Annotated in this window: 17 protein-coding genes and 1 pseudogene; 5 read left to right on the plus strand and 13 right to left on the minus strand. The window is 70.7% G+C overall.

Annotation, left to right across the window (positions count from 1 at the left end):
• Positions 1 to 2: 2 nt before the first annotated feature.
• The 3 genes from REH65_RS15100 to REH65_RS15110 all read right to left on the minus strand — a co-directional run bounded on the left by REH65_RS15100 (position 3) and on the right by REH65_RS15110 (position 3264).
• Positions 3 to 1307, minus strand: a complete 1305-nt coding sequence (locus REH65_RS15100; RefSeq protein WP_281457892.1) for a citrate synthase — start codon at positions 1305 to 1307, stop codon at positions 3 to 5.
• Between the two features lie 380 nt (positions 1308 to 1687).
• Positions 1688 to 2617 carry a carbohydrate kinase family protein gene (locus REH65_RS15105; protein WP_406692905.1) on the minus strand — a complete coding sequence of 310 codons (930 nt, stop codon included), beginning with the start codon at positions 2615 to 2617 and terminating at the stop codon, positions 1688 to 1690.
• On the minus strand, positions 2614 to 3264 hold the full coding sequence (locus REH65_RS15110; protein ID WP_406692906.1) for a TetR/AcrR family transcriptional regulator: 651 nt from the start codon (positions 3262 to 3264) through the stop codon (positions 2614 to 2616). Before REH65_RS15110 ends, REH65_RS15105 begins: the two co-directional genes overlap by 4 nt.
• Positions 3265 to 3389: 125 nt before the next feature.
• On the opposite strand from REH65_RS15110, the gene REH65_RS15115 reads away from it, so the two are divergent.
• The gene (locus REH65_RS15115) at positions 3390 to 4529 is read left to right on the plus strand and encodes an acyl-CoA dehydrogenase family protein (protein ID WP_406692907.1); all 1140 of its coding nucleotides are present in this window, start codon (positions 3390 to 3392) and stop codon (positions 4527 to 4529) included.
• An 81-nt stretch (positions 4530 to 4610) separates the two neighbouring features.
• Here the strand turns inward: REH65_RS15115 and REH65_RS15120 are convergent, their stop codons facing one another.
• The 10 genes and pseudogenes from REH65_RS15120 to REH65_RS15165 all read right to left on the minus strand — a co-directional run bounded on the left by REH65_RS15120 (position 4611) and on the right by REH65_RS15165 (position 14517).
• On the minus strand, positions 4611 to 5537 hold the full coding sequence (locus REH65_RS15120; RefSeq protein ID WP_406692908.1) for an aldose 1-epimerase family protein: 927 nt from the start codon (positions 5535 to 5537) through the stop codon (positions 4611 to 4613).
• Positions 5538 to 5615: 78 nt separating this feature from the next.
• Positions 5616 to 7009 (minus strand): annotated as a pseudogene (locus tag REH65_RS15125) (APC family permease).
• Positions 7010 to 7128: 119 nt separating this feature from the next.
• On the minus strand, positions 7129 to 8421 hold the full coding sequence (locus tag REH65_RS15130) for an MFS transporter (protein WP_281457898.1): 1293 nt from the start codon (positions 8419 to 8421) through the stop codon (positions 7129 to 7131).
• 515 nt (positions 8422 to 8936) lie between these two features.
• Positions 8937 to 9587: a pyridoxamine 5'-phosphate oxidase gene (gene pdxH / locus REH65_RS15135; RefSeq protein WP_406692909.1), complete on the minus strand. Its 651-nt coding sequence runs from the start codon at positions 9585 to 9587 to the stop codon at positions 8937 to 8939.
• A gap of 289 nt (positions 9588 to 9876) precedes the next feature.
• Positions 9877 to 10632, minus strand: a complete 756-nt coding sequence (locus tag REH65_RS15140; protein WP_406692910.1) for an urease accessory protein UreD — start codon at positions 10630 to 10632, stop codon at positions 9877 to 9879.
• A gap of 93 nt (positions 10633 to 10725) precedes the next feature.
• The gene (gene ureG / locus REH65_RS15145) at positions 10726 to 11436 is read right to left on the minus strand and encodes an urease accessory protein UreG (RefSeq protein ID WP_281457901.1); all 711 of its coding nucleotides are present in this window, start codon (positions 11434 to 11436) and stop codon (positions 10726 to 10728) included.
• Positions 11426 to 12112 carry an urease accessory protein UreF gene (locus tag REH65_RS15150; protein ID WP_406692911.1) on the minus strand — a complete coding sequence of 229 codons (687 nt, stop codon included), beginning with the start codon at positions 12110 to 12112 and terminating at the stop codon, positions 11426 to 11428. The genes ureG and REH65_RS15150 overlap by 11 nt, the downstream gene beginning before the upstream one ends.
• Positions 12112 to 13839 (minus strand): urease subunit alpha, encoded by a 1728-nt coding sequence (locus REH65_RS15155; protein WP_281457903.1) that lies wholly within the window; start codon positions 13837 to 13839, stop codon positions 12112 to 12114. Before REH65_RS15155 ends, REH65_RS15150 begins: the two co-directional genes overlap by 1 nt.
• Positions 13836 to 14201 carry an urease subunit beta gene (locus tag REH65_RS15160; protein WP_406692912.1) on the minus strand — a complete coding sequence of 122 codons (366 nt, stop codon included), beginning with the start codon at positions 14199 to 14201 and terminating at the stop codon, positions 13836 to 13838. The genes REH65_RS15155 and REH65_RS15160 overlap by 4 nt, the downstream gene beginning before the upstream one ends.
• Positions 14202 to 14214: 13 nt before the next feature.
• Complete coding sequence (locus REH65_RS15165) at positions 14215 to 14517, minus strand: urease subunit gamma (protein WP_406692913.1); 303 nt, start codon at positions 14515 to 14517, stop codon at positions 14215 to 14217.
• 272 nt (positions 14518 to 14789) lie between these two features.
• On the opposite strand from REH65_RS15165, the gene REH65_RS15170 reads away from it, so the two are divergent.
• From REH65_RS15170 to sepH, 4 genes are all read left to right on the plus strand, one after another.
• Complete coding sequence (locus tag REH65_RS15170; protein ID WP_281457906.1) at positions 14790 to 15902, plus strand: citrate synthase 2; 1113 nt, start codon at positions 14790 to 14792, stop codon at positions 15900 to 15902.
• Between the two features lie 723 nt (positions 15903 to 16625).
• Positions 16626 to 16910: an SEC-C metal-binding domain-containing protein gene (locus tag REH65_RS15175; protein ID WP_406693168.1), complete on the plus strand. Its 285-nt coding sequence runs from the start codon at positions 16626 to 16628 to the stop codon at positions 16908 to 16910.
• A gap of 223 nt (positions 16911 to 17133) precedes the next feature.
• Positions 17134 to 18276: a phosphoserine transaminase gene (gene serC, locus REH65_RS15180; RefSeq protein ID WP_281457908.1), complete on the plus strand. Its 1143-nt coding sequence runs from the start codon at positions 17134 to 17136 to the stop codon at positions 18274 to 18276.
• A 283-nt stretch (positions 18277 to 18559) separates the two neighbouring features.
• On the plus strand, positions 18560 to 19501 hold the full coding sequence (sepH, locus tag REH65_RS15185; protein ID WP_406692914.1) for a septation protein SepH: 942 nt from the start codon (positions 18560 to 18562) through the stop codon (positions 19499 to 19501).
• Positions 19502 to 19529 lie beyond the last annotated feature (28 nt).

The raw sequence follows: 19529 nt of genomic DNA on the forward strand, positions 1-19529 counted from the left end.
GATCAGCGCTGGTCCATCGGCTTGTACGAGCGCTCGCCGGAGCCGGTGTAGACCTGGCGCGGACGGCTGATCTTGCGGGCCGGGTCCTCGATCATCTCGCGCCAGTGCGCGATCCAACCGGGCAGGCGGCCGAGCGCGAACAGCACCGTGAAGTACTTCGTCGGGAAGCCCATCGCCTTGTAGATCAGGCCGGTGTAGAAGTCCACGTTCGGGTAGAGCTTGCGCGAGACGAAGTAGTCGTCGGCCAGCGCCTTCTCCTCCAGCCGCAGGGCGATGTCCAGCAGCGGGTCGTTGGCGCCCAGCTTGGACAGCACCTCGTCGGCGGTCTTCTTGATGATCGCGGCGCGCGGGTCGTAGTTCTTGTAGACCCGGTGACCGAAGCCCATCAGGCGGACGCCGGGCTCCTTGTTCTTCACCCGCTCGACGAACGCGTCGACGTCGCCGCCGTTGGCCTGGATGCCCTCCAGCATCTCCAGCACCGCGCTGTTGGCGCCGCCGTGCAGCGGGCCGAACAGGGCGTTGATGCCGGCCGAGACGCTGGCGAACATGTTGGCCTCGGACGAGCCGACCATCCGCACCGTCGAGGTCGAGCAGTTCTGCTCGTGGTCGGCGTGCAGGATGAACAGCAGGTCCAGCGCGCGGGCCAGGGTCGGGTCGACCTCGTAGGGCTCGGCGGGGAAGCCGAAGGTCATCCGGAGGAAGTTCTCCACCAGGCCCAGCGAGTTGTCCGGGTACAGGAACGGCTGGCCGACCGACTTCTTGTAGGCGTAGGCCGCGATCGTGGGCAGCTTCGCCAGCAGGCGGACCGTGGATAGCTCGACCTGGTCCTTGTCGAACGGGTCGAGCGCGTCCTGGTAGAAGGTCGACAGCGCGGAGACCGCGGACGACAGCACCGGCATCGGGTGCGCGTCGCGGGGGAAGCCGTCGAAGAACTGCTTGAGGTCTTCGTGCAGCAGCGTGTGCCGCTTGATGCGCTCGGAGAACGCGTCGTACTCCTGCTGGGTCGGCAGCTCACCGTAGATGAGCAGGTAGCTGACCTCGATGAAGTTCGACTTCGCGGCGAGCTCCTCGATGGGGTAGCCGCGGTACCGGAGGATGCCGGCGTCGCCGTCGATGTAGGTGATGTCGGAAAGGCAGGCTGCCGTGTTGACGAAGCCCGGATCCAACGTCACCAAACCGGTCTGAGACAGCAACTTGCCGAGATCGACGCCAGGCGCACCCTCGGTCGGTTGCGTCACCTGCATTTCGTGCTCGCCGGCGTCATAGCGCAGCGCGACGGTACGTTTGGCGGTCACGTCGTCGGGCATTCGGGAACCTCTCGCGCTCGTCAAGGGGTGCGTGGTGACGACCGCGATTGCCCAGCCAAGCGGCAGGGCTCCGTGTCGCCCGCGCTCCGGTCGGGGTGTCCGAACCGTCGCAGCACCACCCCGTTGGGGTCCTGTCAGTAGTCACGCTAGACCGCCGGAGGGTCCCCGCGCAGCAATCGCGTTTCCTCTTTTTTGCAGGTGGGACCACGATCACATCACACTTACCGGTAGCCGGAGCGCCTTTGTCGACGCTCCGCCACCGTTTGACGCCACCATCGTGACCACGCGTGAAATCCGATCGGTCTAATCCGGACTCCACCTTCCGCAGTCAGGCGCGTGAGCTCACAGGGCGTGTTCGCCACCCCCCGGATGGATTTCGATCACGCATCGAGCTCCGAGGACCACGGCGGTTCGGCCCCCGCGCGCGAGACGGTGATCGCCGCGGCGGACGCGGCGAACGCCAGCGCCCGCTCCCACTGCTCGGCGTCGAGCGCGCGGACCTTCTCCGGCGACAGCGCGCCGTTGCGGTCCAGCCAGGCCAGCAGCGCGGCCTGCACGGTGTCGCCCGCGCCGATGGTGTCGGCGACCTCGACGCGGCGGCCGGGCACCGTGATCTCGCCCTCGGAGGTGACCGCGGTGATCCCGTCAGCACCCCTGGTCACCACCACTGCGGCGGGTCCTCGCGACTGCCACTCGCGGGCCGCGTCGAGCACGTCGCGGCCGGGAGCGAGCCATTCGGCGTCGTCGTCGGAGACCTTGAGCAGCCCGACCGAGGGCAACCAGGAGGCGAATCGCGCGCGGTAGGCGTCCGGGTCGGCGATGAGGTCGGCGCGGACGTTGGGGTCCAGCGCGATGAACACGCCCCGCTCGGCCTCGCGGAACAGCGCCTTCTCGTAGGTGGTGGCGCCGGGTTCGAGCACCATGCCCAGCGTGCCCAGGCACAACGCGGTGGTCTCGGCCGGCAGCGGCTGGTCGGCGACGAACCGCGCGGCGGTGCCCTCGGTGTGGAAGCTGTAGCGGGCCGAACCGTTGGGTTCCAGCCCGACGACGGCCAGCGTCGTGGGCTCCGGGCCGCGCTGCACCAGCGACGTGTCCACTTCGGACTCGGTGAGCCGCTGCAGCATCCGGTCGCCGAACTGGTCGGTGGACAGCTTCGCGTAGAACGCGACGGGCGCACCGAGCCTGCCCAGCGCGATGGCCACGTTGTACGGGCCGCCGCCGAGCAACGGGTGCAGCGGGCCGAGCTCACCGTCCGGGGTGGACGGATCCGGCACGAGGTCGACGAGGGCCTCTCCGCCGATGACGATCACTTTTCCTCCACTGTGTCCACTTCTAATGGGTCCACTTCGAGCTGGGCCGCTTCGGGCTTCTCGTCCTGGGCCAGCCCGCCCAGCAGGAACTGCGACAGCGCGGCGAACGCGGCGGCGTCGGACAACCCCGTGCGCTCGCCGATCTCGCCGCGCTGGATGCCGGCGATGGTCCGGCCGACCATCTCACCGACGAAGCCCGCGTGGACTTCGCGGAACACACCTTGCCGCACGCCCTCGGAGATGAACCCGCGGAGGCGGTCTCCCGCGGCGTGTGCGTTGGCCTCGTAGGTGGCGCGGGTCGCGAGGTTGGCGGCCATGTCGTTGATGAACTCCCGCGACGCGGGGCGCAGCGCCTCGGCGGCCGCGTCGAGGTAGGCGCGCACCTTCTCGCGGGCGTCCTCGGCGGCGCCGGTGCGGCGCTCGATGTCCTCGGTGGCGTTCTTGAAGTAGTGCGCGACGACGCGAACCGCGAGCTGGTCCTTGCTGCCGGCCAGCGTGTAGAGCGTCGACTTCGAGCAGCGGAGCCTGCCCGCCAGGTCGTCGAGGGTGAAGTGGGCGAACCCCTCGGCCAGGAACAGATCGCGGAGCCGGTCCAGCAGGTCGGCTCGTCTCGGGTTCAGCGTCCGCTCGGCTCGGGAGGTGCTCATCAGCGAAAGCCTGCCACAGGAACTCTAGGCATCCGAGCAGACCTTTCCACGGTACTGCAGTACCGCCTACAGTACTGGTTGCAGTACGCACACCGGCTACGCACACTGGACCGCGGGAGCGCGCCATGACCGTTGACCGTCTTCTTCCGACCGAGGAAGCCGCAGACCTGCTCGCGTTGACCCGCGAGATCGCCCGCGAGGAACTCGCCGGCCGCGCCGCCGAGGACGAGGCCGCCGGGAAGTTCCCGCGCGACGCGTTCCGCCTGCTCGGCGAGGCCGGGCTGCTGGGCCTGCCCTACCCGGAGGAGCACGGTGGCGGCGCGCAGCCCTACGAGGTGTACCTGCAGGTGCTGGAGGAGATCAGCAGCGCCTGGATGACGGTCGGCGTGAGCCTGTCGGTGCACACCATGAGCTGCTACCCGCTGTCCCGCTTCGGCACAGCTGAGCAGCGCGAGCGGTGGCTCCCGGAGATGATCGGCGGCTCGCTGCTGGGCGCCTACGCGCTGTCCGAGCCGCACGCCGGCTCCGACGCCGCCGCGCTGAGCACCCGCGCCGAGCGCAGCTGTGACGACTACGTCGTCAACGGGCAGAAGGCGTGGATCACCCACGGCAGCGAAGCGGACTTCTACACGCTCATGGCCCGCACCGGCGACGGCCCGCACCGCATCAGCTGCCTGCTGGTCGACTCGACCACCTCGGGCCTGACGGCGGGCCCGCCCGAGCACAAGATGGGACTCACCGGGTCACCCACGACACCGCTGTACTTCGAGGACGCCCACATCCCGGCCGACCGGTTGCTCGGCGAGGAGGGCGACGGGCTCAAGATCGCGCTGTGCTCGCTGGACTCCGGTCGCCTGGGCATCGCGGCCTGCGCCGTCGGGCTCGCCCAGGCCGCGCTGGACCTGGCGGTGGACTACGCCAAGCAGCGCACGCAGTTCGGGCAGCCGATCATCCGGTTCCAGGGGATCGAGTTCATGCTGGCCGACATGGCCGCGGCCATCCACTCCGCCCGCGCGACGTACCTCGACGCGGCCCGCCGCCGCGACGCGGGACTCCCCTTCGGCGAGCAGGCGTCGGTGGCCAAGCTCGTGGCCACCGACGCGGCGATGAAGGTCACCACCGACGCGGTGCAGGTCCTCGGCGGCGCCGGCTACACCCGCGACTTCCCCGCCGAGCGCTACATGCGCGAGGCCAAGGTCCTGCAGATCTTCGAGGGCACCAACCAGATCCAACGCATGGTCATCGGCCGCCACCTGGCTGGATGAACCGGTGCGGGTGACCCGATTTCAATGGAAGTCTGATCCCTGATTTCCATTGAAATCGGACAACCCCGACGGAAACGCAGGTCAGAGAGGCGATAGGCCCCAGTGGGCTGTCCAGGCTTCGCCCGGGTTCAGGGTGATGAGGTCGGTGCCGGAGTTGAGGGCGTCCGGCGGGCAGGTCATCGGTTCGATGGCGATCGCCCGGCCGCGCTCCGGGAAGTCCTCGGCCGTGTAGACCTGGACCCACTTGAACACCGGGTCCGCCCAGAGCTGGACGCCGCGGCCGTCCGGGCCGGTCAGCGAGTGCCGGACCAGTCCCGCCGGGTCGTCGGGGGCCGGGGCGGCGCCCCCGAAGGCGGTGTCGAGCCAGACACCGGCGAGGCGGCGGCCGGTGCGGAAGTCGACCTCGTCGCCCTCCAGCGCCCGGGGCGGGCGGACCGGCAGCAGCCGGTCGGCGTCGACGGGCAGCACGGTCGAGGCCGCCAGGCGCAGCGTGCACTCGTCGGTCTCGACGGCACCCGCGCGCGGGTACGGGTGCACCCCGACGCCGAAGGGGACCGCGCGCCCGCCCAGGTTCTCGACGGTGTGGGTCACGGTGAGCCCGTCGCCGTCGAGCGCGTAGCCGATGGACGTCAGCAGCGGTACCGGCCAGCCCGGACGCGGTGAGACGGTCGCCTGCAGCACGACGGCGGAGTCGGTGTGCTCGACGATCGACCACGGCTCGTGCCGCAGCAGGCCGTGGATGGCGTTGTGCCGGTCGGGCTCGGTCAGCGCGAGCTGCTGCGGTTCGCCGTCGAGCGCCCAGCGGCCGTCGGCGACCCGGTTCGGCCACGGCACCAGCACCGCGCCCGCCGCGGACGGCGGGAGGCGGTCGGCGTCGAAGGTCTCGGTGAACGGCACGCCGTCGACGGTGTAGGAGCGCAGCGCAGCGCCGAATTCGGTGATGACCGCCTTCGCGGTCCCCGAGGCGATCTCGAACTGCCTGCCGGTGGCGGGAAGAGGATCATGCACGCCGCCACTCTACGACCAGGAGGCGGCTCCTGGCACCGCGAACGGCACCGGGAACCGCCTCCCGATCGTCGAAGGGGACTACTTGCTCAGCGCCTCGGCGTCGAAGTCCGTCTTGCCCTTGATGAAGTAGTTGATCAGCCAGAAGATCACGCCGATGCCCAGCAGGATGCCGGCGATGATGTACTCGGTGGCCGGCCGCCCGGACAGCGGGCTGGCGAAGAACACGCAGGTCAGCGCGCCCAGCACGGGAACCCAGGTGGGGGCCTTGAAGTGCTCGTGCTCGACCTCGTCCTTGCGCAGCACCAGCACCGCCACGTTGACCACGGCGAAGACCACGAGCAGCAGCAGCGAGGTGGTGCTGCCGAGGTCCGAGATCTCCAGCGAGCTCACCAGGATCATGGCGATGATGCTGGTGAACAGGATCGACACCCACGGCGTGCGACGGCCCTTGTGGACCTTGCCGAACGCGCCCGGGACGACGCCCTCGTTGGCCATGCCGTAGACGAGCCGGCTGGCCATCAGCATGTTGATCAGCGCGGTGTTGGTGACCGCGAACAGCGCGATCAGCGAGAACAGGACCGGCGGGAACCACGGGGCGGCGGCCTTGACCACCAGCAGCAGCGGTCCGTCGGACTCGGCGAGCTCCTCGGTGGGCACCAGCGTCGAGGTGATCAGCGCGATGATCAGGTAGATCGTCGCGGTGATGATCATTCCCAGGAGCAGCGCGCGCGGAAAGTTCTTCGCCGGGTCCTTGGTCTCCTCGGCCATGTTCACCGAGTCCTCGAGCCGACCATCGCGAAGAACGCGAGCGCGGTCGCCGACGTGACGGCCAGCAGCGGCGAGCTGCCGGAGTCGAACTGCGTCAGCCTGCTCGGGTCCGGGGTGATGTCGGCGCTGTGGCTGCCGCCGAAGATGGCGATCAGGCCGAACACGATCACGATCGCCAGACCGGACAGCTCCACGCAGGTCAGGACCACGTTCATCTTCACCGACTCGCCGACACCGCGGAAGTTGATCGCGGCGAGCAGCAGCAGGAAGCCGAGCGCGACCATCCACGAGTAGGGCTCGACGCCCTCGCCGAAGATGCCGCTCAGGTAGTCACCGCTGAACGCCTGCGCGGCCGACGAGGCCGAGGTGATGCCGGAGCACATCACCGCGAAGGCGATCAGGAACGTCACGAAGTGGATGCCGAACGCCTTGTGCACGTACAGCGGCGCACCACCGGCCCTCGGGTACTTGCCGACCAGCTCCAGGTAGCTGAACGCGGTCAGGAACGCGACCACGAACGCGACCAGGAACGGCACCCAGAGCGCTCCGCCGACCTTGTCGGCGACCTTCCCGGTCAACGAATAGATCGTGGTCCCGAGGATGTCTCCGACCACGAAGAAGAGAAGCAGTTTGGGGCCCATCACCTTCTTGAGGCCGGGCTCCTGCGCACCGCCAGGCGCGTTGACGGACGTTTCGTTGGCCATAGCTGAGCAGTGTGCAGGGTCCGTTTCGGGCTTGTCTGCCCGCCCCTGGTCGAAACGCACTCCGTCGGGTGGCGCAGGCGTGGCGGAGTGCCCAATCCGGACGCTCCGTCCCGATCAGGTCACGCGCCGTCTCCGGTGGGGGCGCGGTACTTCCAGAACGCGGGCAGGCACACCGCCGACAGCGCTGCGGCCACCACCACGAGCACTCCCCCGATCATCACCGCGGCACCGGTGCCCAGCGCGGCACCGGCCACCCCGTGCAGGGTGTCCGCGAGCCGCGGGCCGCCCGCGACGACGACGGTGAACACGCCCTGGATGCGGCCGCGCATCTCGTCGGTCGCCGCGGCCTGCAGGATCGAACTCCGGTAGACCATGCTGATCAGGTCCGCTCCGCCGCCGAGCGCCAGGAACAGCACCGCCAGCCACAGCGAGTCGGCGAACCCGAAGCCGATGATCGCCACGCCCCAGGCCACGACGGCCGCGGTCACGCCGACGCCGTGCCGGGCGATGCGGTGCAGCCAGCCGGAGAACAGCCCGAAGAAGAAGGCCCCCAGCGGGATCGCCGCGTACAGCCAGCCGAGCGCGGCCCCGCCGCCGGGCGGGTCGCCGAAGGTGCGCTCGGCCATCTCCGGGAACAGCGCGCGCGGCATGCCGAAGACCATCGCGATGATGTCCAGCAGGAACGAGGCCAGCAGCACCGCGTGCAGGCCGAGGTAGCGGAAGCCGTCGAGGACCGAGCGCAGCCCGGCCTTCTTCGGCGCGCCGTCCTGCGGCGGCAGCGCGGGCAGCCGGAACACCGCCACCAGCGCCAGGCACAGCGCGATCGCGTCCACCAGGTACAGCACGGACAGCCCGAGCAGCGGCAGCAGGACTCCCGCCAGCAGCGGTCCGACGATCGATCCGAGCTGGAAGACGGTGGCGCCGAGGGCCTGCGCGGACGGCAGCAGGTGGGTGGGGATCAGCCGCGCGATGGCGGCGCCGCGGGTCGGCGAGTTGACCGCGAAGAAGGTCTGCTGGAGCGCGAACAGCACGAGCACCAGCCACACCGACGGGATGCCCGCGTAGGCGACCAGCCACAGCAGCACGGAGGTTCCCGCGAGGCCGCCGTTGGTGATGATCAGCAGCTTGCGGCGGTCGACGGAGTCCGCGATCGCCCCGCCCCACAGGCCGAACACCAGCAGCGGGACCAGGCCGAAGATGCCCGCGAGCCCGACGTAGAACGACGAGCCGGTGATGTCGTAGAGCTGCTTGGGCACGGCCACGGCGGAGAACTGGGCGCCGACCGCGGTGACGATGTTGGACAGCCACAGCCGCCGGTAGGCCGGGTACTGCAGCGGTCGGGTGTCGATGAAGACCTTGCCGAGCAAGGACTTGACGCTGCGCCGGGGAAGGGTTCCGCTGCTCTGCCGCACGAACGCAGCAGCCTAGTCCTTCGCGAAGCTAATGGACCACTCGTTCCCCACCCGATGTGACCGACCTCCCCACCCACACCTGGTCGAGATCCCCGGAGGAAGGGACGGTTTTCATGAAAACCTCGTCCCCAGAGACCCCGTCGATCCCCGAGATCGGGAGGACAGTTTTCATGAGAACTGTCCCCGTCCCCACAACCTCAACACCCGAACGTGACCGGGGAAGTTTTCATGAAAACTTCCCCCACCCCACAACCCCTCCAGACCCCGGAGTGGAGACCGGGATCCCCACGAAACCCCACGTCACAACCTCTCAACCCCCAACGGGGAGATCGCAGTTCTCATGAAAACCTCGTCTCCTCGGGTCCCGTCGAGACCCTGGGTGGTGGAGGAAGCTTTCATGTGAACTTCGTCCTCTCACACCCGATCGAGACTTGTGGTGGGGAGGGACGGTTTTCATGAAAACCTCCCCATCTCCTGGGTGGAGATGGGGAGGGAGGTTTTCATGAGAACTTCGCTCAGGGGGCGAGGCGCTCGACGGTCCAGCGGTCGTCGTTGCGGCGGAAGCGCAGCCGGTCGTGCAGCCGGTCGGGGCGGCCCTGCCAGAACTCGACGTAGTCCGGCCGGATCCGCCAGCCGCCCCAGTGCGGCGGGACCGGGACCTTCTCGGCGTCGCCGAAGCGGCGCTCGATGCCGTTGAGCGAGTTCTCCAGCGCCTCGCGGCCGTTGACCACGCGCGACTGCGGCGACGCCCAGGCGCCCAGCTGCGAACCGCGCGGGCGCTCGGCCCAGTACTCGGCGGTCTCGGCCGGGGTGACCTTCTCGACCTCGCCGCGCACGTTGACCTGGCGCTGCAGGCCCAGCCACGGGAACGTCGCCGCCGCGACGCGAGTCGACTTCAGGTGGCTCTTGTTGGAGGTGTAGTTGGTGAAGAACACCACGCCGCGCTCGTCGAAGCCCTTGCACAGCACGGTCCGCGACGACGGGAAGCCCTCCGGGTCCGCGGTGGCCAGCACCATCGCGTTGGGTTCGACCAGCTCCGCGGCGAGGGCCTCGTCGAACCACAGCTGCAGCTGCTCGTGCCAGGTGCCGGCGAGCGAGTCCTCGTGCAGCGCCCCCGCTTCGTAGGACACGCGCATGGACGGCATCGCGACCTTGGCCTCCGACATCCTCTTCCTCCCTGACTCGTCCGGCGAACGGCACGACTCGACTTCGACATTCCGGCCTGGACGCACTTCGCCCCAGCGCCGGACGGTACGGGTTGGACGAGACCGACGCGCGCGATGCGCCCCGGCCATTTCGCTATGACGGTAAACGGGATCGGAACGGGAGCCGAATCGACGATAGATCACGATCGATTCCGCAACCGATGCAGTGATCGTTCCCACACCGCCCTCACGTCACCCGAACAGCCGTTGCGCTGGGACGCGAGCAGGGGAACCTTTCGCTCACCCCACCTCACCAGACCGGCAGGACCAGGTCCTTCGCGTCCGGATGATGGGACAGGGCCTCCGCGAGGCGGCGGTCGGCCGTGACCGCGTCGTCGGCGACCGCGGTCGCCAGCGCTCCCCCGGCGGCCAGCGGCGCCAGCGACCACCACTGACCGCTGGCCGGGGCGAGCGGGTCGCGGTCCCACGCGACGGTCTCGGTGGCCAGCACGCGCGCGCCCGCGAGGTAGCCGGTACTGGCCGCCATCCGCGCGTCGCCGAGGTCGAGCCGCTGCCGCAGCAGGGGAACGCCCGACCGCGTGAGGTGCGTCGAGGCGACCAGGTGACCGGAAGGTTCCCCGTATCGCCCGAGCACCAAGGTCTCCCGGCACCGCGCCCGCGCACCGGCGGCCAGCTCGACGATCAGCTCCGACTCGTGATCGGCCCGCGAGCTGATCACCGAGGCCTCGGGGAGGTACTCGACCGCGCCGCCCTCGTCGACCTCGATGCGCACGGTGGAACGGCTGCTCCCGCGGCCGGGCAGGGCGACGGTCGCCGCCGTCCCGGCGAGCCGGAGCCGGGCTCCGGCCCCGACCCGCACCCGCAGGTCGACGTGGTCGCCGCCGAGCGGGGTCGCGGCCGAGTTCACCAGGTGGACGACGGCGGTCCGGCCACCGGCGGTGGCGGTGCGGCGCGGCACCAGCGTGATCGGGGCCTGCGAGCGCAGCTCGCGGACGACCGCGCGGTCGCCGGAGAGCTCGACGGACAGCAGGGCGGTGGCCTTCATCGCGCTTCGCCGGGGACGGTTCTCGCCCGGACCGCCCGGGCAGAAGGGACTTCGATCACGGGTGATCCGAGGAAGGGCCGTCCGCTGCCGAGCTCACGCACCGATGCCGACCTTCACCTGGTCGCGGACCCACGCGGCGACGTCGGGGGCGTTGGGGGTGCGGGTCAGGGACTGGGTGATGACGGGGAGGTTCCCGCGCATGCGGTGGGCGTCGGAGACCATCACGTCCATGTCGGCCCCGACGAGCTCGGCGAGGTCGACCTTGTTGATGACCAGCAGGTCCGCCGTGGTGACGCCCGGACCGCCCTTGCGGGGGACCTTGTCCCCGCCCGCGACGTCGACGACGAAGATCTGCCGGTCGGCCAGGCCCCGGCTGAACACGGCGGTGAGGTTGTCGCCGCCGCTCTCCACGATCACCAGCTCCAGGCCCGGGTGCCGGTCGGTCAGCCGGTCGACGGCGTCGAGGTTGGCGGTGATGTCGTCGCGGATCGCGGTGTGCGGGCAGGCCCCGGTCTGCACCGCCTCGATCCGGTCGACGTCGAGCACACCCGCCTTGCGCAGGAAGTCGGCGTCCTCGGTGGTGTAGATGTCGTTGGTGACCACCGCCAGGTCGATCTCCTGACCGAGCGCGCGGCACAGCGCGGCGGTCAGCGCCGTCTTCCCGCTGCCCACCGGGCCGCCGATGCCCAGCCGGAACGGCCTGCCGCGCTGCGGCGTCGCCGCGTGCGGATCGGGTCCGGCGGCGGTCGGGTCGAACCCGACCGGATGCGTGTGGCCGTGTCCGCGGCCGTGATCAGGAAGCAAAGAGACGCACCTCTTCCCGGTGATGACGATCGTGCGCCTCGGCGAGCAGGTCCAGCGCCGGGGCACCGGGCGCGGGCAGCTCGGCCGGGGCGGTGCCCGCGAGCCGGGCGGCCTCGTCGGCGATCTCGTCGAGCTCCGCGGAGAGCTCCACGAGCGCCGCGTTGACCGCGAACGGGTCCAGCCCCAGCAGCCGGATCCCGGCCGAGGCGGGTCCGCTGATCGCCAGGTATCCGGCGGTCAGCGCGGCCTCCCGGGGCGACGACCCGGCGGTCGCCGCCAGCACGCCCAGCACGATCGGGTGGTGTGGTCGCGGCGTCGCGGCCACCAGTTCGGTGAGCGTCGGCGAGGGCCAGGCGGCCCGGCCGGCGCGGAGCATCCCCTTCCCCTGCGCGCGCGAGGCCTCCCGCTGCGCCGGGGACGGGGTGCGGGCGTCGAGCTCGACGTCCAGCTCCGCCCAGTGTCCGGTGTGGACACCGCGGAGCGCGGCGTGGGTCGCGGCGGCGGCGAAGACCGCCTGCCCCGAACCCGCGCCGAAGAGCCTGCCGCGCATGAATTCCCGCAGGTCGGCAACGCTGTTGACGAGTCCCCGCGAGGCGGCTTCCTCGACGCCGCCGGAGTGCGCGTGGCCGCCCCCGGGGAACCGGGAGTCGGCCAGCGCCAGCGCAGCGATTCCCATCAGAACAGGAAGTAGCGCTGCGCCATCGGCAGCTCGCGGACCGGGTCGGGCTCGACGAGGTCGCCGTCGACGCGGACCGCGAAGCTGTCGGGGTCGACCTGGATGTCGGGGGTCGCCGAGTTGCGCACCATGTCGGCCTTGGTGACGTCGCGGGTGCTCTCGATCGCGGTCATCCGCGAGCTCAGCTCCAGCCGCTCGGCCAGGCCGTCGTCCAGCGACGCGGGCGCCACGAAGAACGAGCTGCTCGCGGCGGCGGTGCGCGGCGCCGAGCCGAAGCTGGGCCGGAGCACGTAGGGCTGCGGGGTCGGGATGGACGCGTTCGCGTCACCCATCGCCGCCCACGCGGCGAACCCGCCCTTGAGCACCGAGTGCGGGCGGACGCCGAAGAACTGCGGTTCCCACAGCACCAGGTCGGCGAGCTTGCCGACCTCCACGGAGCCGACCTCGCCCGCGATGCCGTGCGCCAGGGCCGGGTTGATCGTGTACTTCGCGACGTAGCGCTGGGCCCGGTTGTTGTCGGCGCGGGTGTCGCCGTCGAGGGAACCCCTGCGCCGCTTCATGGCGTGCGCGGTCTGCCAGGTGCGCAGCACGACCTCGCCGATGCGGCCCATCGCCTGGGCGTCGGAGCTGATCATCGAGATGGCTCCGAGGTCGTGCAGCACGTCCTCGGCCGCGATCGTCGAGGGCCGGATGCGGCTCTCCGCGAAGGCCAGGTCCTCGGGCACCGACGGGTTGAGGTGGTGGCACACCATGAGCATGTCGAGGTGCTCGTCGATGGTGTTGACGGTGTGCGGCCGGGTCGGGTTGGTCGAGGAGGGCAGCACGTTCGCGGCCGCGGCGACCTTGATGATGTCCGGCGCGTGCCCGCCACCTGCGCCTTCGGCGTGGTAGGCGTTGATCGACCGGCCGTTGATGGCCGCGAGCGTGGACTCCAGGAAGCCGGTCTCGTTGAGCGTGTCGGTGTGGATGGCGACCTGCGCGCCGGTCTCCTCGGCCGCCCGCAGCGAGGCGTCGATGACGGCGGGCGTGGCGCCCCAGTCCTCGTGGATCTTGAGCCCACCGGCCCCGGCGCGCAGCTGCTCCAGCAGCGCTTCGCCGCGCGTGGTGTTGCCCTTGCCGAGCAGCAGCACGTTGACCGGCACGTGGTCCATCGACTGCATCATCCGCGCGAGGTTCCAGGCCCCGGGCGTGACGGTGGTGGCCTTGCTGCCCTCGGCCGGACCGGTGCCGCCGCCGATGAGCGTGGTGATGCCGCTGGCCAGCGCGGTGTCGGCTTCCTGCGGGCAGATGAAGTGCACGTGGCAGTCGATGCCGCCCGCGGTGAGGATCCGGCCGTTGCCCGCGACGATCTCGGTGGACGGGCCGATGACCAGCGCCGGGTCCACCCCGTCGGCGACGTCGGGGTTGCCTGCCTTGCCGATGCCGACGATGCGGCCGTCGCGGATGCCGACGTCGGCCTTGACCACGCCCCAGTGGTCGAGGATCACCGCTCCGGTGATCACCACGTCGGGCGTTCCCTCGGCACGCGTGGCCACGGACTGGCCCATCGATTCGCGGATGACCTTGCCGCCGCCGAACACGGCCTCCTCACCGGAGCCCTCCGGGCCGCGGCTGCGGTCCTCGGTGATCTCGATGAGCAGGTCGGTGTCGGCGAGCCGGATGCGGTCCCCGGTGGTGGGGCCGAACAGCTCGACGTAGCGGGATCGGTCGATGGAGGGCGTGCTCACCGGGTTCCCTCACCTTTCTGCCCGTAGGCGAAGTCGCGGGCCTGGTGGTCCCGCTGGTCGAGCTCACCGGCGAACTCCGGGCGCAGCCCGCGCACCAGCCGGGCCCCGCCGATCGGCACCAGGTCGACCTCGCGCTCCACGCCGGGTTCGAAGCGCACGGCGGTGCCCGAGGGCACGTCGAGCCGGTGGCCCCACGCGGCGGCGCGGTCGAACTCCAGGCCGGGGTTGACCGCGGCGAAGTGGTAGTGCGAGCCGACCTGCACGGCCCGGTCGGCGCGGTTGACGACGGTGAGCCGGACGCGCTGCCCGCCGGGGTTCAGCGGGATCGGCTCGTCGGCGGTGATGATCTCGCCGGGACGCATGCGCGGCTCCTGCTCAGGTGATCGGGTCGTGGACGGTGACGAGCTTGGTCCCGTCCGGGAAGGTCGCTTCGACCTGCACGTCGTGGATCATCGCCGGCACGCCGTCGAGCACCTGGTCGGCGCGCAGCACCTCGCGCCCGCTCTGCATGAGCTCGGCCACGGTGCGCCCGTCGCGGGCGCCCTCGGCGACGTGGTGGGTGATCAGCGCGATCGCTTCGGGGTGGTTGAGCTTGAGGCCGCGGTCCATCCGTTCGCGGGCCAGTTGCGCTGCGACGTAGACGAGCAGCTTGTCGCGCTCGTGCGGGGCGAGGTGCATGTCTGAATCCTTAACACACCCGGGTGGGGTCAGCCCCTGATCGGACGACCGATTCGTCCGGATCGCCGCGTTGCGAAACAACAATTTTTCCGGAATTTTTCCACGGGGAGCAAAACCATCCATTCCCCCCGCGTCAACTCATCTCGGAATTTTTTCCCACCCCGACTCCATTGCCGGTTCTTCCCCCGGCGGTGCACTGTGGGCGGACACCCCCGCCACGCCGCCCGCCCAACCGCACGCGCGCACCCCTACGACCAGGAGACGAGGCAGCTATGAGCGAATTCCGCCCCGGATTGGAAGGCGTGGTCGCCTTCCAGACCGAGATCGCCGAACCCGACCGGGACGGTGGCGCGCTGCGCTACCGAGGCGTGGACATCGAGGACCTGGTGGGCACGGTCTCCTTCGGCGACGTCTGGACGCTGCTGGTCGACGGGGCCTTCGGCGGTGGGCTGCCGCTCGCCGAGGACCTCCCGCTGCCGGTCCGCACCGGCGACGTGCGGGCCGACGCCCAGGCCGCGCTGGCCATGACCGCACCCGCCTTCGGCTTCGAGCCGGTGCTCGACATCGAGGCGGAGCAGGTGCGCGAGCAGCTCGCGCGGGCCTGCTCGCTCGGCCTGTCCTACATCGCCCAGTCCGCGCGCGGCGACCAGGCGCCGGTCCCGCACGCCCGCATCGCCGAGGCCAGGACCACCACCGAGCAGTTCCTGACCCGGTGGCGCGGCGAGCCCGACCCGGCCCACGTGCAGGCGCTGGACGCCTACTGGGTGTCGGCGGCCGAGCACGGGCTCAACGCCTCGACCTTCACCGCCCGCGTCATCGCCTCCACCGGCGCCGACGTGGGCGCGAGCCTGTCGGGTGCGGTCGGCGCCATGTCCGGCCCGCTGCACGGCGGCGCCCCGGCCCGGGTGCTGCCGATGATCGAGGAGGTCGAGCGCACCGGCGACGCCCGCCGGGTGGTGGCCGACATCCTCGACCGAGGTGACCGGCTGATGGGCTTCGGGCACCGCGTCTACCGCGCCGAGGACCCGCGCGCCCGCGTCCTGCGCAACACCTGCGACCAGCTCAAGGCCCCCCGCTTCGAGGTGGCCCGCGAGCTGGAGCAGGCCGCGCTGGCCGAGCTGCGCGAAAGGCGACCCGACCGCCAGATCGAGACCAACGTGGAGTTCTGGGCGGCCGTCGTCCTCGACTTCGCCCAGGTGCCGACGACGATGATGCCCTCGATGTTCACCGCCGCCCGGCTCGCCGGCTGGTCGGCGCACGTCCTGGAGCAGAAGAAGACCGGGCGCCTGGTCCGGCCGTCGGCGCAGTACGTCGGCCCGGCCCCGCGCTCCCCGCAGGACGTCGCGGGCTGGGACACGATCACGCAGGTCATCGCACCCGTGTGAGCCCCGGGTGGGCCGGTCCGATGACCGGCCCACCGGGGTTTACCTTGAGCTCGTGACCGATTCGCGGAGTGTGCACGTCCAGAACGCCCAGGCCCTCGAGGAGGACGCGGCGCTCTGCGACGACCCGTGCTCCGAACTCGTCCAGGCCGCCGAGAACTGGCACCTGGCCGACGAGCACGAACGCGAGCGCGACGCCGTGACCAGGGCATTCAAGCTCGACGTCGACGCCGGTCCGCTCAGCGGCAAGGGCGCCTACATCGCCTACCTGCTCACCCACGGGCGCGCCGACGAGGCCGCGCCGCTGCTCGACGAGCTGCGCCGCACGCCGAGCAAGGTCGCGATGACCTACATGGACGTCCACTACGGCTTCGCCGCCTCGGGCGACGTCGCCGAGGGGATGCGCTGGCTCAACGCGGGCGCGAACCACATCGTCCCGTCGCTGGACGAGCCGCTGGAGGCCACCGATCAGGGGTTCGACCTGCTCATGGAGCGCTGGCACGCCCGCCGCGACCAGGGCATGCCCGCCGACGCGATGGACGAGTTCGTCCATCGCTGCGCCGCGCACCACGAGGAGGTGAGCGAGGGGATCCACCGGATCACCGACGAGGAAGGCGACCTCGACGGCCTCGTGGACGAGGAGGGGAACCTCTCCCTCACCCTCTACCCGGTCCCGCTGTGGACCGCGGAGGAGTTCGCCCGCTCGGTCGCCGAGCACCCGGAGTGGTGGAACGAGGGCACGACGCACGAGGACTACCGGCGCTCGGTGCAGCGCGAGCTCGCCGACGTCCCCACGGGCGCCTGCCTGGTTCCCACCACCGTCACCGCCGTGGAGGAGTTCGCCGCTTCCTTCGGCATCGACCCGGCCGACCCCGAGGCCCCGGACGACTTCGTCTTCGAGGAGGCCCACGACGGTCGGGTCTCCCCTGGCCACCGGGCCGCAACGACACCTGCTGGTGCGGCTCGGGACGCAAGTACAAGAAGTGCTGCGGAGCGCCCGGATTCGCCTGATCAGTCCGACTCGAACGGGCCTTCTGGGCCACAGTGTGGTTGGCCGGGGAGGCGAACAGCAGTAAGTTGCGGTGCGGCAGCAGCCGCCGGACACCGCGCGGTAACCCTGCTGCAACACTTGAGCCGAGCCGGCAATGGCGCCGGCGGACCTGGCCACTGGCGCGCGGGGACGGGATTCTCACCGACCCGCACAGTCACCACAACAACGCCCGGAGGCGCCGGAATGACGCAGGCCGAGACCACCGACCCGACGACCCTGAAGCTGCCCGACGAACTCCAGCCCTCGGACGGCCGATTCGGCTGCGGACCTTCCAAGGTGCGCCCGGAGCAGCTCGCGCGGCTGGCGAACGAGGGCGCCGCGGTGATGGGCACCTCCCACCGCCAGAAGCCGGTGAAGTCCCTGGTCGGACGGGTCCGCGAGGGACTGCGGGAGCTGTACTCGCTGCCCGAGGGCTACGAGGTCGTGCTCGGCGTCGGCGGCACCACCGCGTTCTGGGACGCCGCGACCTTCGGTCTGATCCGCGAGCGCTCGCTGCACCTGACCTACGGCGAGTTCTCCTCGAAGTTCGCCAAGGCCGCCAAGACCGCTCCCTTCCTCGGCGACCCGGTCGTGGTCTCCGCCGAGCCGGGTGACGCCCCGGAGCCGGTGTCGGACCCGAGCGTCGACCTGATCGGCTGGGCGCACAACGAGACCTCCACCGGCGTCATGCTGCCGCCGTCCCGCCCGGCGGGCTCGGAGAACGCGCTGATCGCCGTGGACGCCACCTCGGGCGCCGGTGGTCTGGGCTTCAACGCCTCGGACGTGGACGTCTACTACTTCGCTCCGCAGAAGTCCTTCGCCTCCGACGGCGGGCTGTGGCTGGCCGCGATGAGCCCGGCCGCGATCGAGCGGGTCAACGAGATCGGCGCTTCGGACCGCTGGGTGCCGGAGTTCCTGTCGCTGCCGACCGCGCTGGACAACTCGCGCAAGGACCAGACCTACAACACGCCGGCGGTCGCCACGCTGTTCATGCTGGCCGACCAGATCGAGTGGATGAACGGCCAGGGCGGCCTGTCCTGGTGCGACGCGCGCACCAAGGAGTCCTCGAAGCGCCTCTACGACTGGGCGGAGGCCTCGGAGCACGCGACCCCGTTCGTCACCGACCCGGCGAAGCGCTCGCAGGTCGTCGGCACCATCGACTTCGACGACTCGATCGACGCCGCCGCGATCGCCAAGGCGCTGCGCGCAAACGGCATCGTCGACACCGAGCCGTACCGCAAGCTGGGCCGCAACCAGCTGCGGATCGGCATGTTCCCGGCCATCGAGCCGGACGACATCACCCAGCTGACCAAGTCCATCGACTGGGTGATTTCAAAGCTGTCCTGATCGCGCTATGCGGCCGTCGGGCGACATCCGCGACCTGCGGATTTCCCCGGCGGCCGTTGCCGTTTCGCGGTCGCGATCAGCGACGAAGTTGATCACCACGAGTGATAGTCGCAGGAGTTGAGTAGTTCAACTCATTCGCGCGACCCGCGCGCATAGGGCAAGATCGAAGCCGACAGGGCGACCAACGAACGACACGAGTACCCGGCGTGCCTCCCGCGTCAAGGCGGCGCGCCGGGTTACTGTCACAGCTTGGTGACATGTAGGTCGGCGGGAGGCTGGCGTGATGCGAGCGCTGCGAGTGGTCGGGCTCGACGAGGACGGTGAATCCGTCATCTGCGAGGACCCGGAGAACGGTGAGCGATTCACCGTGCCCGCCGACGAGCGGTTGCGCGCGGCTTCCCGCGGCGACCTCACCCGGCTGGGCCAGGTGCAGATCGAGATGGAGCAGCAGATGCGGCCGCGCGAGATCCAGGCCCGCATCCGCTCCGGCGCGTCCGTCGCCCAGATAGCGGCCACCTCGGGCCTGCCCGAGCACCGCATCGAGCGCTACGCGTACCCGGTGCTGCTCGAACGCGCCCAGATCGCCGAGATGGCCCAGCGCGCCCACCCGGTCCGCGAGGACGGCCCCGACGTGCAGACGCTCGGCGAGGTCATCGCGCACACCTTCGGGATGCGCGGCCACGAGTACACCGAGGCCAACTGGGACGCCTGGCGCGGCGACGACAACAAGTGGGTCGTGGAGCTGTCCTGGCAGGCCGGTCGCTCGGAGAACAGCGCGCACTGGGTGTTCCACCCCGGCGCGCACGGCGGCACCGTCGCCTCGCTCGACGAGCACGCGGTCGACCTGCTCGACCCGTCGCCGAACCGGCCGCTGCGCACGGTCCGACCGGTGACCGAGCTGGCCCGCGAAGCGCTGCAGCTCGACCAGCAGCCGGGCCCGGCACCGATCGAGCCGGAGCCGGAGCCGCAGCCCGTGCTGCCCGACGCCCCGGTGGCCCGCGCCGAGCCGACGCTGCAGCGCGTCGAACCACCGGAACCGGAGCCCGTCGAGCCCGCCGAGCCGACGCTGGACCTGGAAACCCCGGAGCCGGTCGAGGAACCGGCCAAGGCCGAGACCGAGTCCGCCGAGGACACCAAGGCCGAGCCCAAGCGCAACGCCCGCAAGAGCCACCCGATAGTGCCGTCGTGGGAGGACGTGCTGCTGGGCGTCCGCTCGCACCGCTGAGCAGGTTCTCCGAAGAACGGCCAGGCCT

It is taken from the genome of Saccharopolyspora sp. ID03-671, assembly GCF_045278815.1.
Classification (GTDB): domain Bacteria; phylum Actinomycetota; class Actinomycetes; order Mycobacteriales; family Pseudonocardiaceae; genus Saccharopolyspora; species Saccharopolyspora ipomoeae.